Source organism: Variovorax sp. CCNWLW235, assembly GCF_037204085.1.
Classification (GTDB): domain Bacteria; phylum Pseudomonadota; class Gammaproteobacteria; order Burkholderiales; family Burkholderiaceae_C; genus Variovorax.
Map to the genome: position 1 here is coordinate 215,327 of NZ_JBBCBW010000006.1, position 13,513 is coordinate 228,839.

The window sequence follows — 13,513 nt, forward strand, 5'->3', positions numbered from 1 at the left end:
ATCTGTGCTTTGCAAGCTTTCATGAAGTCATTTCCTTTAGGAGTCCGTAGATGCTGGGTTTGATGCAAGACCAACCGCTTTTGATCTCGTCGCTGATCGAGTTCGTCGAGCGCCACAACGGCGATGGCGAGATCGTCTCGCGCCGGGTAGAGGGCGACATCCACCGCACGACGTGGGGCGGCATCGCATCGCGTGCGCGGCAGGTGGCCAACGCGCTGGACGGCGAGCAGCTGCTGTTCAGCGACCGCATCGCCACGCTGGCCTGGAACGGCTACCGCCACCTGGAGCTGTACTACGGGGTGAGCGGCAGCGGCCGCGTGCTGCACACCATCAACCCGCGCCTGCACCCCGACCAGATCGCATGGATCGCCAACCACGCCGAAGACCAGATCCTGTGCTTCGACCTGAGCTTTTTGCCGCTAGTGCAGGCTGTGCATGCCAAGTGCACCACCATCCGGAAATGGATTGCACTGTGTGACGCAGACAAGCTCCCCGCAGACAGCGGCATTCCCAACCTCGTGAGCTACGAAGGCTGGATGGGCGCGCAGCCCACCGCGTACGACTGGCCCACCTTCGACGAGAACTCGGCCTCGAGCATGTGCTACACGAGCGGCACCACGGGCAACCCCAAGGCCGCGCTCTACAGCCACCGTTCGACCATGCTGCACGCCTACGCCGCGGCGCTGCCCGACGTGATGCGCCTTTCGGCGCAAGACTCCGTGCTGCCGGTGGTGCCCATGTTCCACGTCAATGCCTGGGGCATTCCGTACTCGGCCGCGCTGGTGGGCTGCAAGGTGGTGTTTCCCGGCCCGGCGCTGGACGGCAAGTCGGTGTTCGAGTTGATCGAATCCGAAGGCGTGACCTTCGCGGCCGGCGTGCCCACCGTGTGGCAGATGATGCTGGGCCACATGCAGGCCAACAGCCTGAAGTTCAGCAAGCTCAACCGCACCGTCATCGGCGGCTCGGCCTGCCCGCCGGCCATGATCACGGCGTTCCAGGAGAAGTACAACGTCGAGGTGCTGCATGCCTGGGGCATGACCGAGATGAGCCCGCTCGGCACGCTGTGCACGCTCAAGAACAAGCACCTGTCGCTGCCGCCCGATGCGCAGCTGCAAATCCGCATGAAGCAAGGCCGCGCCATCTTCGGCGTCGACATGAAGATCGTCGACGGCAATGGCAAGGAACTGCCCTGGGACGGCAAGGCCTTTGGCGACCTGCTGGTCAAGGGGCCGTGGATCGTGAAGGAATATTTCAAGGGCGAGGGCGGCGACCCGCTCATTCGCGACGAGCAGGGGCGCGGCTGGTTTCCCACCGGCGACGTTGCCACCATCGACGCCGAGGGCTACCTGCAGATCACCGACCGCAGCAAGGACGTGATCAAGTCCGGCGGCGAATGGATCAGCTCCATCGAGATCGAGAACATCGCCGTTGCGCATCCGGCCGTGGCCATGGCGGCCTGCATCGGCGTGTATCACCCCAAGTGGGACGAGCGGCCGATCATCGCGGTGGTCAAGAAGCCCAACGCGGAGGTCGCGCGCGAAGAGCTGTTGAAGTTCTACGAAGGCAAGACCGCCAAGTGGCAGGTGCCGGACGACGTGGTGTTTGTCGATGCCATTCCGATCGGTGCGACCGGAAAGATCCTGAAGACCCGGCTGCGCGAAATGCTGAAGGACTACAAGCTGCCGACCGCCTGACGCACCGCCCTGGACCCACCGCACTGTCGCGCACGCGATAGCAAGGCCGCTTCGGCGGCCTTCCTTCCGGGCAATCCCTGTGCGGCGAAGAAAAGGGCGCTTGTACGCTGGCATCCCGCTTCATACCCGCCAATCATCCAGGAGACTCTTCATGCAATTTGCCATCAAGTCCGTAGCTGCTTGCGCCATGCTGGTGAGCGCCGCGGCCGCATTCGCCCAGAAGGGCGAGACGGTCAAGATCGCCTGGCTGGACCCGCTCTCGGGGCTGATGGCCGCGGTTGGCACCAACCAGCTCAAGACCACGCAATTCCTGGCTGAAGAGTTCAACAAGAAGAATGCCTCGGGCGTGAAGTTCGAGATCATTGCCATCGACAACAAACTGAGCCCGCAGGAGACCACCGCCGCGTTGCGCTCCGCGCAGGACCAGGGCGCGCGCTACATCACCCAGGGCAACGGCTCGGGGCCGGCGCTGGCAATTATCGACGCCATCGAGAAGAACAACGCACGCAACCCGGGCAAGGAACTGCTCTACCTGAACTATGCGGCGGTCGACCCCGACCTCACCAACAGCAAGTGCAGCTACTGGCACTTTCGCCTGGACGCCGACACCTCCATGAAGATGGAGGCACTGACCACCTGGATGAAGGACCAGACCGACATCAAGAAGGTCTACATCCTTGGCCAGAACTATGCGCACGGTGTGCAGGTGTCCAAGTTCGCCAAGGAGAACCTCAAGACCAAGCGCCCCGACATCCAGATCGTGGGCGACGACCTGCATCCGCTCGCGCAGGTGCGTGACTTCTCGCCGTACATCGCCAAGATCAAGGCCTCGGGCGCGGACACCGTCATTACCGGCAACTGGGGCTCCGACCTGTCTCTGCTCATCAAGGCGGCAAACGACTCCGGCCTGGACGTCAAGTTCCTCACCTACTACGCATTCGGCACCGGCACCCCGACGGCCATGGGCGCCACCTCGGCCGGCAAGATCTACACGGTGGCCTATGGCCACTACAACATGGGCGGCGAAATCCAGAAGCTGCTCGCCGGCTACAAGAAGAAGATGAACGACGACCTGACGCAATCGTCGATCTATCACACGTTCGCGCTGCTCGATGCCGCCTTCGTGCAGACCAAGTCGACCGATCCGGTCAAGGTGGCGGCCGCGCTCGAGGGCATGAAGATCAAGAGCTTCAACGGCGAGGTCGAGATGCGCAAGGCCGACCACCAGCTGCAGCAGGGCCTCTACATCTCGCGCTGGGAGAAAGCCAGCGCCAAGTTCCCTTATGACGCCGAGAACACCGGCTACACCAATGTTCCCGTGAAGTACTACGAGTCGTATGTGGCCAGCACGCCGACGACCTGCCAGATGAAGCGCCCTTGAGCGTCTTTGTGAACGCATTTCCTACTCGTGGGTAGAAGACATCTACCCGTGGGTAGCAATTGGAGAAATGCGCTGTCGCCTGTGCGATAGAAACGGGCCTTTGCGGCCACCCCCTCCGGGCATTCCCTGAGGGGAGGGTCAGTGAACGCTTGTACGCTCGTGCAAGGCTTTTTGATTCGGTTTGACCAGGAGATATAGATCGTGAAGTTCGCTCTGAAAATCGCTACCGCAGCCATCCTTGCCGCAAGCGCCACCGGCGCCCTGGCCCAGAAGGGTGAAACCGTCAAAATCGCGTGGCTCGACCCGCTCTCGGGCCTGATGGCCGCGGTCGGCACCAACCAGCTCAAGACCTTCCAGTTCCTCGCCGAAGAATTCAACAAGAAGAACGCGGCCGGCGTGAAGTTCGAGATCATCGGCATCGACAACAAGCTCAGCCCGCAAGAAACCACCGCCGCGCTGCGCTCCGCCATGGACCAGGGCGCGCGCTACGTGGTGCAGGGCAACGGCTCGGGCCCCGCGCTCGCCATCATCGACGCGCTCGAAAAGCACAACGCCCGCAACCCGGGCAAGGAAGTGCTGTACATCAACTACGCGGCCGTCGACCCCGACCTCACCAACAGCAAGTGCAGCTACTGGCACTTCCGCCTCGATGCCGACACCTCCATGAAGATGGAAGCGCTGACCACCTTCATGAAGGACCAGCCGGACATCAAGAAGGTCTACCTCATCAACCAGAACTACTCGCACGGCCAGCAGGTGTCCAAGTTCGCAAAAGACAACCTCAAGGCCAAGCGCCCCGACGTGGAAGTGGTCGGCGACGACCTGCATCCGCTCGCGCAGGTGCGCGACTTTGCGCCGTACATCGCCAAGATCAAGGCATCGGGTGCGGACACCGTCATTACCGGCAACTGGGGCTCCGACCTGGCGCTGCTCATCAAGTCGGCCAACGACTCGGGCCTGAACGTCAAGTTCTACACCTACTACGCGGTGACCAACGGCACGCCGACCGCCATGGGCGCGGCTTCGGACGGCAAGGTCTACCAGGTGGGCTACAGCCACTACAACGCGCCGGGCCCGGTGCAGCCGCTCATGAACGAGTTCAAGAAGCGCTTCAACGACGACATGTACACCACCGACATCTACACGGTGTACGCCATGCTGAGCGAAGCCTTCGTGCGCACCAAGTCGACCGAGCCCGTCAAGGTGGCGGCCGCCATGGAAGGCATGAAGTTCAAGAGCTTCAACGGCGACGTCGAGATGCGCAAGGCCGACCACCAGCTGCAGCAGGGCCTGTGGATCACGCGCTGGCAGAAGGCCGACGCCAAGAACCCGTACAGCCCCGAAAACACCGGCTACACGCTGGCACCGGTGAAGTACTACGAGGCCTATGTATCGAGCACGCCCACGTCCTGCCAGATGAAGCGGCCCGGCGGCGCCTCGTGACCGCTTCGGTCGCCTGACCGGTCGAGGCCCGACTTCAACACTCGGGCCTCTTTCTTTTTTCACGCATCCGAAAGACCGATGAACGTCGAATTCTTCGTCATCTCGCTGCTCAACGGCGTCAGCTACGGGCTGCTGCTGTTCATGCTGAGCTCTGGCCTTACGCTGATCTTCAGCATGATGGGCGTGCTCAACTTTGCGCACGCCAGCTTCTACATGCTTGGCGCCTACATCGCCTACACGCTGTCGGGCATCATCGGCTTCTGGCCGGCGCTGTTCATTGCGCCGCTGCTGGTGGGCCTTCTGGGCGCCGCGTTCGAGCGCTACAGCCTGCGCCGGGTCCACAAGTTCGGCCACGTGCCCGAACTGCTGGTGACCTTCGGCCTCTCGTACCTCATCCTCGAAGTGGTGCAGCTCGCCTGGGGCCGCTCCACCGTGCCCTACGGCCTGCCGCCGCAACTGCAGGGGCCGCTCTTTTCGCTGTACGGCACGCAGTTTCCGAAGTCCCGCTCCTTCATCATGCTGGTGGCGGTGCTGATGCTCATCTCGGTGTGGCTGCTGCTCACGCGTACCCGCATCGGCCTGGTCATCCAGGCGGCGCTCAAGCATCCCGACATGGTCGAGGCGCTGGGCCACAACGTGCCGCGCGTGTTCATGCTGGTGTTCGGCGGCGGCGCCGCGCTCGCGGGCCTGGCGGGCGTGGTGGGCGGCAACACCTACGTGACCGAGCCGGCAATGGCCGCGTCAGTCGGCTCGATCATCTTCGTGGTGGTGGTGGTCGGCGGCATGGGGTCGCTGGCAGGGGCTTTCCTCGCGTCGCTCCTCATCGGCATCATCCAGACCTTTGCGGTGGCCATGGACCAGTCTCTGGCCACGGGCCTGCGCGCCATCGGCGTTGCCGTGACAGACCAGACCTTCGGCTACGAGCTGCTCAAGCTCACGATCTCGCAGGTTGCGCCGATCCTGCCGTACCTGTTCCTGGTGCTGATCCTCATCTTCAGGCCCAAGGGTCTTCTTGGAACCCGGGAGGACTGACGCCATGACCGCAGCAACCACATCCACTACCCAGAACGAGCAGGGCGTGCAAAGCCCGCAGAGTACGCAAAAAATGCAGTACTACCGCTTCAAGCCCTGGAACATCGGCCGCTACCTGGTCTGGACGCTTTTTGCCATCGTGCTGATCGTCTCGCCGCTCCTGTTCAAGAGCAGCCTGGCACTCACGATGCTCTCGCAGATGGGCTATCTCATCATCATCTGCCTGAGCTACAACATCCTGCTGGGGCAGGGCGGCATGCTGAGCTTCGGCCACGCGGTGTATGTCGGCCTCGGCTCGTTCCTTGCCATTCATGCCATGAACATGGGCGGCAAGGGCGGCCTGCAGATTCCGCTGGTGCTCATCCCGCTGGTGGGCGGCCTGGCCGGTATGTTCTTCGCCGTGATCTTCGGCTTTGTGACCACCAAGAAGTCGGGCACCACCTTCGCGATGATCACCATGGGCATCGGCGAGCTCGTGGCCTCCATGGCGCTGATGTTCCCGAGCTTCTTCGGCGGCGAGGGCGGCATCACCACCGACCGCGTGTACGGCCCGACCTTCTTCGGCTTCAACTTCGGTCCGCAGATCCAGGTGTACTACCTGATCGCCGCGTATTGCTTCGTTTGCACAGGGCTGATGTATGCCTTTACCGGCACGCCGCTCGGCCGCATGCTGAATGCGGTGCGCGACAACCCGGAGCGCGTGGAGTTCATCGGCTACAACACGCAGCGCGTGCGCTACTTCGCCTTCATCATCGCAGGCTTCTTCGCGGGTATTGGCGGCGGCCTGGCTTCGATCAACTTCGAGATCGTGAACGCGGCCGACAGCCTCAACGCCATCCGCTCGGGCGGCTACCTGCTGTTCACCTTCCTTGGCGGCGCGGTGTTCTTCTTCGGACCGATCATCGGTGCGGTGCTGCTGGTGTTCGCATCGATCCTGCTGTCCGAACTGTCGAAGGCCTGGCAGCTGTACTTCGGCCTGGTGTTCGTGTTCATGGTCATGTTCGCGCCCGGTGGCATCGCAAGCCTGGTAATGATGAACCTGCGCGTTGCCAAGTTCGGCAAGTTCGACCGCTTCTGGCTGCTGTACCTTGCGCTCGCCGTGGCGCTGGTGCCGGTGGTCGTCGGGGCCGCGGCGCTCATCGAAATGATCTATCACATCCAGCTGAACGCAGCGATGGGGCCCACGCTCAACTTTTTCGGCGTGGCGCTCGACACCTCGGGCGTGGGCAGCTGGCTCGGTGCCCTGGCGATCCTGGCGGTGGGCCTGGGTGCGCTGGAAGTGGCGCGGCGCCGCTTCGTGCGCGTCTGGGGGCGTGCGCAGGAAGAAATCGAAGCAGAAATCAAGCGTCGGGAGGCGGCGTAATGAGCGCGCAACATGCACTGGAACTGAAGTCGCTGCGCAAGAATTTCGGCAAGACCGAGATCATTCGCGGCGTGGACCTGGCGGTGAACGCCGGCGAGCGCGTGGCCATCATCGGCCCCAACGGGGCGGGCAAGTCGACGCTGTTCAACCTCATCAGCGGCCGCCTTGCGCCCACCAGCGGCGAGGTGCTGCTGAACGGCGAGCGCATCGACGGCAAGAAGCCCTATGAGATCAACCGGCTGGGCCTTTCGCGCAGCTTCCAGATCACCAACATCTTCCCCAAGCTGAGCGTGTTCGAGAACCTGCGCTGCGGCGTGCTGTGGAGCCTGGGCTACAAGTACACCTTCCTGCGCTTTCTCTCCAACCTGGACGATGCCAATGCGCGCACCGAAGAGCTCATCAAGCAAATCGGCCTGGAGCGCAAGCGCGACGTGCAGGCGGTGAACCTCACCTATGCCGAACAGCGCGCACTTGAAATCGGCGTGACCATTGCGGGCGGCGCCAACGTCATCTTGCTGGACGAGCCCACGGCGGGCATGAGCAAGACCGAGACCTCGCATTTCATCTCGCTCATCAAGCACGTCACCGTCGGCAAGACGCTGCTGACGGTGGAGCACGACATGGGCGTGGTCTTCGGCCTTGCCGACAAGATTGCGGTGGTGGTGTATGGCGAAGTCATTGCCTTCGACACGCCCGCTGCCGTTCGCGCCAATGCGCGCGTGCAAGAGGCTTACCTTGGCTCGGCCGTTGCCGATGCACAAAGCCAAGGCCAGGGACACTGACACATGCTGAAGCTTCACGACATTCACGCCTACTACGGCAAGAGCCATGTGCTGCATGGCGTTTCATTCGAGGTTGGCGCCGGCGAAATCGTTGCGCTGCTGGGGCGCAACGGCTCGGGCCGCTCGACCACCGCCAAGGCCATCATGGGCCTGGTGCATGCCGAAGGCACACTGCGCTGGAAGGACCAGGACGTCCTTCGCAAGAAGGCCTACGAAATTGCCCACCTGGGCATCGGCTACGTGCCCGAGAACCGCGACATCTTTCCCAAGCTCACCGTGCACCAGAACCTGTTGCTCGGGCAAAAGGGCTCGGGCAAGGGCAGCCGCTGGTCCTTCGACGACATGTACGGCATGTTCCCGCGCCTGAAGGAGCGGCAGCACACCGAAGCCGGCGTGCTCTCGGGCGGCGAGCAGCAGATGCTCACGCTGTGCCGCACGCTCATGGGCGACCCCGACCTCATCATCATCGACGAGCCGACCGAAGGCCTTGCGCCGAAGATCGTCGAGCTGGTGGGGCAGTACCTGAAGACGCTCAAGGACAAGGGCATTTCGGTGCTGCTGATCGAGCAGAAGCTCACCATTGCAATGCAGATCTCCGACCGTGCGCTGGTCATGGGCCACGGCAGCATCGTGTTCGACGGAACGCCCGATAGCCTCAGGGCGGACGCCACCACTCGCAAAGAGTGGCTCGAGGTCTGAAGAAGCCCTCCGAGGATCCGGGCCGCGCCCCGGATCCTCTTGTCCCAACAGCGACTGCGTGCCATTGTTGAGCCACGCGAAACGCCTAGAATCCCTCGAAAAAGAACACTCGTGCTTTTTCTTCTTTTTCTTCACACACCAAGGAACGCAGCATGACGGCTGAATACAAAGTGCTCGGCGATGTCGCCGTGATCACACTGACCAACCCGCCGGTCAACGGTCTCGGTTTCTCGACCCGCATCGGCATCACCGATGGCCTGTCGAAGGCCAATGCCGACGACGCCGTCAAGGCCATCGTCATCACCGGCGCCGGCAAGGCGTTCTCGGGCGGCGCGGACATCAAGGAGTTCGGCACGCCCAAGGCGCTGCAAGAGCCCAACCTGCTGAGCGTGATCCTCTCGCTCGAGGCTTCGCCCAAGCCCATCGTCGCTGCCATTCATTCGGTGTGCATGGGCGGCGGGCTCGAGCTGGCGCTGGGCTGCCACTACCGCGTGGCGGCTCCCGGCACCAGCATTGCGCTGCCCGAGGTCAAGCTGGGCCTCATTCCGGGCGCTGGCGGCACGCAGCGCCTGCCGCGCGTGCTGGGTGTGGAAACCGCGCTCAACATGATCGTGAGCGGCGAGCCGGTCAAGAGCGAGCTGCTCGCCAGCCTGCCGGGCCAGAAACTGTTCGACAAGCTCGCGGCGTCGCCCGAATCGGTGTTCGAAGAAGCCGTGGCCTTTGCCAAGAGCGTGGCCGGCAAGACTGGCGACGCATTGCCGCTGGTGCGCAACCTGCCGTGCAAGCATCCGCAGGGCGACGCCTACTTCCAGTTCGCCAAGAACATGGTGGGCGGCATGTCGAAGAACTACCCCGCGCCTCTGCAGTGCGTGGAGGCCGTGCAGGCCGCCACCAAGATGAAGTTCGACGCCGGCATGGCCGAAGAGCGCCGCATCTTCACTTCGTTGATGTTCACGCCCGAGTCGCTCGCGCTGCGCCACCTGTTCATGGCCGAGCGTGCAGCCTCCAAGATTCCCGACGTGGCCGACGACACGCCCAAGCGCGAGATCAAGTCGGTCGGCGTGATCGGCGCCGGCACCATGGGCGGCGGCATTTCGATGAACTTTTTGAACGCGGGTATCCCCGTCAAGATTCTCGAGATGAAGCAGGAAGCGCTCGACCGCGGCATTGCCACCATCAAGAAGAACTACGAATCGCAGATCAAGAAGGGCAAGCTCAAGCAGGACAAGTACGAGCAGCGCATGGCGCTCCTGAGCACCACGCTGAGCTACGACGACCTGAAGGACGCCGACCTGATCATCGAAGCCGTGTTCGAGGAACTCGGCGTGAAGGAGAAGGTGTTCAAGGAGCTCGACCGCGTCGCCAAGAAGGGCGCCATTCTGGCTTCGAACACCTCCACGCTCGACGTCGACAAGATCGCATCGTTCACCGAGCGTCCGCAGGACGTTGTCGGCATGCACTTCTTCAGCCCTGCCAACGTGATGAAGCTGCTCGAAGTGGTGCGCGGCAAGCAAACGGGCAAGGATGTTCTGGCCACCGTCATGGACATCGGCAAGAAGATCAAGAAGACGGCCGTGGTCTCGGGCGTGTGCGACGGCTTCATCGGCAACCGCATGATCGAGCAGTACTCGCGCCAGGCCGGCTTCTTGCTCGACGAAGGCGCCACGCCGCAGCAGGTCGACAAGGCCATCGAGAAGTTCGGCTTTGCCATGGGCCCGTTCCGCATGGGCGACCTGGCCGGCAACGACATCGGCTGGGCCATTCGCAAGCGCCGCGCCGTGGAGCATCCGAACATGAAATACAGCCGCACGGCCGACAAGCTGTGCGAACTGGGCCGCTTCGGCCAGAAGACCGGGGCAGGGTGGTACGACTACCAGGCCGGCAAGCGCGACGCGATTCCTTCGGACCTGGTCAACAAGATGATCGAGGACCACCGCAAGGAACTGGGCATCACGCCGCGCAAGATTTCCGACGAAGAAATCGTGCAGCGACTGGTGTATGCACTCGTCAACGAAGGCGCGCACATCCTTGAGGACGGCATTGCCTCGAAGGCGGGCGACATCGACATGGTGTACCTCACCGGCTACGGCTTCCCGATCTGGCGCGGCGGCCCCATGCACTACGCGTCGCGGGTCGGCCTCTACAACGTGGCCGAAACCATGAAGCGCTTTGCCAAGAACCCGCGCGACGACGCCGAGTTCTGGCAACCCGCGCCGCTGATCCAGAAGCTGGTGGCCGAAGGCAAGTCCTTCAGCTGATGCGGAAAGCCTGACCGCCCATGTTGAAACGCATCTTTGCCGGATTGCTGCTGGTGCTTGTGGTGCTTGTGGTGCTGGTGGCAGCCGTGGCGGTCAAGACCTGGCGCACGCCGTCGCAGCAACTGGCGGTGGCGCCCGCTCCCAAGCTGGAGATGGACGTGCAGGCCGCCGCCAGGCGGCTGGCCGGCGCGATTCCGATCCGAACTATTTCCAGCCTTGACGATCCGGCTGCCAACCTGGCCGAGTTCGACAAGCTGCATGCCTACCTGGAGCAGCAGTTTCCCAAGGTCCACGCCACCCTGAAGAAGGAAGTGGTGGGCCAGAAGGCGCTGCTCTACACATGGGCCGGCACCGACGCGGCGGCCAAGCCCATCGCGCTGATGGCGCACCAGGACATGGTGCCGATCGCACCGGGCACCGAGAAGGCATGGTCCGTCGACCCCTTCGCCGGCGAGATCAAGGACGGCTTCGTCTGGGGCCGCGGCACGCTCGACAACAAGAGCAACCTGTTCGCTCAGATGGAAGCCATCGAGCTGCTGATTGCTAGCGGCTTCAAGCCGAAGCAGACCGTCTACCTCGTGATGGGCGACGACGAAGAAGTGAGCGGCCTGCGCGGTGCGCGACCGATTGCCGAACTGCTCAAGTCGCGCAACGTGCGCCTCGACTGGGTGCTCGACGAAGGCCTGCTGATTCTCGACGGCGTGCTGCCCGGCCTTTCGAAGCCGGCTGCGCTCATCGGCCTGGCCGAGAAGGGCTACGGCACCTTCTTTCTTTCGCTCGATACGGCTCCCGGCCATTCGTCGATGCCGCCGCAGCGCAGCGCCATCGGCAGCATGAGCGCAGCGCTCGCCCGGCTCGAGGCCAACCCGATGCCCGGCGCGATCCAGGGCGTGGCGGCGCAGATGTTCGGTGCCCTTGCGCCCGAGATGGGCGGCGTCAACCGCGTGATGCTTTCCAACCTGTGGCTCACAGAGCCGCTGGTGCGCAGCCAGCTCCAGAAGAGCCCGAGCAGCAATGCGATGCTGCGCACGACCACGGCGCTCACCATCGTGCGCGCCGGCAACAAGGACAACGTGCTGCCCGGGCGCGCCGAAGCAGCGGTCAACTTCCGCATCCTGCCGGGCGACACCATCGACAGCGTGGAAGCGCACCTGCGCGAGGCGCTTGGCAACGACGAGATCAAGATCAAGCGCTACCCGGGCAATTCCGAGCCTTCGCCCGTGTCGCCGACCGACAGCACCGGCTACCGTGCCATCCAGCAGGCGGTGCGACAGTCGTTCCCCGACGTGGTGGTGGCCCCGGGCCTCATGACCGCTGCCACCGATTCGCGCCACTTTAGCCTGGTGAGCGACGCCGTCTACCGTTTTTCGCCGTTCCGAATGAAGAGCGAAGACCTGGCGCGCTTCCACGGCAACAACGAACGCCTGGCCATCTCCAACTACGGCGAGATGATCGGCTTCTATCACCAGCTCCTGCGCAACACCAACGCTGCGCCGGCGCAATGACGACCACGACCTCTTTTCCCTTCCATCTTCAAAGGACCTCACCATGACCAGCGCCGTCATCGTTTCCACTGCCCGCACGCCGCTCGCCAAGAGCTGGAAGGGTGCCTTCAACATGACGCACGGCGCCACGCTCGGCGGCCATGCGGTGCAGCACGCCATCTCGCGCGCCGGCATCGAAGCCGCCGAAGTCGACGACGTAATCATGGGCTGCGCAACGCCCGAAGGCGCCACCGGCTCCAACATTGCGCGCCAGATCGCGCTGCGCGCAGGCTGTCCCGTGACCACCTCGGGCATGACCATCAACCGCTTCTGCTCGTCGGGCCTGCAGACCATTGCCACCGCCGCCCAGCGCATCATTGCGGGCGAGGGCGACGTGTACGTGGCCGGCGGCGTCGAGAGCATTTCGTGCGTGCAGAACGAAGCCAACAAGCACATGCTGGCCGACCCCTGGCTGGTAAAGCACAAGCCCGAGATCTACTGGAACATGCTGCAAACGGCCGAGCAGGTCGCCAAGCGCTACAACATCGGCCGCGACGCCATGGACGAGTACGGCGCCGCCAGCCAGCAGAAGGCCACCGCCGCGCTCGAAGCCGGCCGCTTCAAAGACGAGATTGCTCCCATCACCGTGCTGGCCGGCGTGGCCGACCCCGTGATGGGCCTGCGCACGAAGGAAGTCACCGTCGAGAACGACGAAGGCATTCGCCCCGGCACCACAAAGGAAGGCATCAGCGGCATCCGCCCGGCACTGCCGGGGGGCCTCATCTCGGCCGGCAACGCCAGCCAGTTTTCCGATGGCGGCGGCGCCTGCGTGGTGGTCGACGAGAAGTACGCCCAGCAAAAGGGCCTGAAGCCCCTGGGCCGCTTCCTCGGCTTTGCCGTGGCCGGCTGCGAACCCGACGAAATGGGCATCGGCCCGGTCTTCGCCATTCCGAAGGTGCTCAAGCGCCTGGGCCTCACGGTCAACGACATCGACCTGTGGGAGCTGAACGAGGCCTTCGCGGTGCAGGTGATCTACTGCCGCGACAAGCTCGGCATTCCGGGCGACCGCCTGAACGTGGACGGCGGTGCCATCGCCGTGGGCCACCCCTACGGCGTGAGCGGCCAGCGCCTGACGGGCCACGCGCTCATCGAAGGCAAGCGCCGCGGCGCGAAGAAGGTGCTGGTGACCATGTGCATCGGTGGCGGCATGGGTGCTGCCGGGGTGTTTGAAGTTCTCTGACTCTCCTCCGGCCGGCGGCGCATAGCGCGTCGCCGCTTCCGCCACCCCCTTTCCGGGGGCGACATCGGCGGGCCGGCTGAGCCGGTTCGGCGGTGTTCCTGGCACAGAACCCGCGCATCCATTCACACCGAGATCCG

General features: G+C 63.7%; 10 protein-coding genes. All 10 read left to right on the forward strand.

The genetic code is table 11. The annotated features are described in order from the left end of the window. Positions 1-50: 50 nt before the first annotated feature. Positions 51-1,694 (forward strand): 3-(methylthio)propionyl-CoA ligase, encoded by a 1,644-nt coding sequence (locus tag V9L21_RS09925; RefSeq protein WP_337311376.1) that lies wholly within the window; start codon positions 51-53, stop codon positions 1,692-1,694. 151 nt (positions 1,695-1,845) lie between these two features. Continuing rightward, positions 1,846-3,075 carry a branched-chain amino acid ABC transporter substrate-binding protein gene (locus V9L21_RS09930; RefSeq protein ID WP_337311378.1) on the forward strand — a complete coding sequence of 410 codons (1,230 nt, stop codon included), beginning with the start codon at positions 1,846-1,848 and terminating at the stop codon, positions 3,073-3,075. A 201-nt stretch (positions 3,076-3,276) separates the two neighbouring features. Beyond that, positions 3,277-4,518: a branched-chain amino acid ABC transporter substrate-binding protein gene (locus V9L21_RS09935; RefSeq protein ID WP_337311381.1), complete on the forward strand. Its 1,242-nt coding sequence runs from the start codon at positions 3,277-3,279 to the stop codon at positions 4,516-4,518. Between the two features lie 78 nt (positions 4,519-4,596). Next, complete coding sequence (locus V9L21_RS09940; protein ID WP_258506096.1) at positions 4,597-5,550, forward strand: branched-chain amino acid ABC transporter permease; 954 nt, start codon at positions 4,597-4,599, stop codon at positions 5,548-5,550. 73 nt (positions 5,551-5,623) lie between these two features. Then, complete coding sequence (locus V9L21_RS09945) at positions 5,624-6,913, forward strand: branched-chain amino acid ABC transporter permease (RefSeq protein ID WP_337311476.1); 1,290 nt, start codon at positions 5,624-5,626, stop codon at positions 6,911-6,913. Beyond that, the gene (locus V9L21_RS09950) at positions 6,913-7,695 is read left to right on the forward strand and encodes an ABC transporter ATP-binding protein (RefSeq protein ID WP_337311383.1); all 783 of its coding nucleotides are present in this window, start codon (positions 6,913-6,915) and stop codon (positions 7,693-7,695) included. The genes V9L21_RS09945 and V9L21_RS09950 overlap by 1 nt, the downstream gene beginning before the upstream one ends. Positions 7,696-7,698: 3 nt before the next feature. Beyond that, on the forward strand, positions 7,699-8,394 hold the full coding sequence (locus tag V9L21_RS09955; RefSeq protein ID WP_337311385.1) for an ABC transporter ATP-binding protein: 696 nt from the start codon (positions 7,699-7,701) through the stop codon (positions 8,392-8,394). Between the two features lie 152 nt (positions 8,395-8,546). After that, entirely contained in the window at positions 8,547-10,652 is a 2,106-nt protein-coding gene (locus V9L21_RS09960) for a 3-hydroxyacyl-CoA dehydrogenase NAD-binding domain-containing protein (protein WP_337311387.1), read from the forward strand. A gap of 20 nt (positions 10,653-10,672) precedes the next feature. Continuing rightward, the gene (locus V9L21_RS09965; RefSeq protein WP_337311390.1) at positions 10,673-12,157 is read left to right on the forward strand and encodes a M20 family peptidase; all 1,485 of its coding nucleotides are present in this window, start codon (positions 10,673-10,675) and stop codon (positions 12,155-12,157) included. A gap of 43 nt (positions 12,158-12,200) precedes the next feature. Beyond that, the gene (locus V9L21_RS09970; RefSeq protein ID WP_337295809.1) at positions 12,201-13,376 is read left to right on the forward strand and encodes an acetyl-CoA C-acyltransferase; all 1,176 of its coding nucleotides are present in this window, start codon (positions 12,201-12,203) and stop codon (positions 13,374-13,376) included. The last annotated feature ends 137 nt before the right edge of the window (positions 13,377-13,513 follow it).

Coding starts and splice junctions, on each gene's coding strand:
- V9L21_RS09925 (WP_337311376.1), top strand. CDS start 51: ATGCTGGGTTTGATGCAAGACCAACCGCTTTTGATCTCGTCGCTGATC.
- V9L21_RS09930 (WP_337311378.1), top strand. CDS start 1,846: ATGCAATTTGCCATCAAGTCCGTAGCTGCTTGCGCCATGCTGGTGAGC.
- V9L21_RS09940 (WP_258506096.1), top strand. CDS start 4,597: ATGAACGTCGAATTCTTCGTCATCTCGCTGCTCAACGGCGTCAGCTAC.
- V9L21_RS09945 (WP_337311476.1), top strand. CDS start 5,624: ATGCAGTACTACCGCTTCAAGCCCTGGAACATCGGCCGCTACCTGGTC.
- V9L21_RS09950 (WP_337311383.1), top strand. CDS start 6,913: ATGAGCGCGCAACATGCACTGGAACTGAAGTCGCTGCGCAAGAATTTC.
- V9L21_RS09955 (WP_337311385.1), top strand. CDS start 7,699: ATGCTGAAGCTTCACGACATTCACGCCTACTACGGCAAGAGCCATGTG.
- V9L21_RS09960 (WP_337311387.1), top strand. CDS start 8,547: ATGACGGCTGAATACAAAGTGCTCGGCGATGTCGCCGTGATCACACTG.
- V9L21_RS09965 (WP_337311390.1), top strand. CDS start 10,673: ATGTTGAAACGCATCTTTGCCGGATTGCTGCTGGTGCTTGTGGTGCTT.
- V9L21_RS09970 (WP_337295809.1), top strand. CDS start 12,201: ATGACCAGCGCCGTCATCGTTTCCACTGCCCGCACGCCGCTCGCCAAG.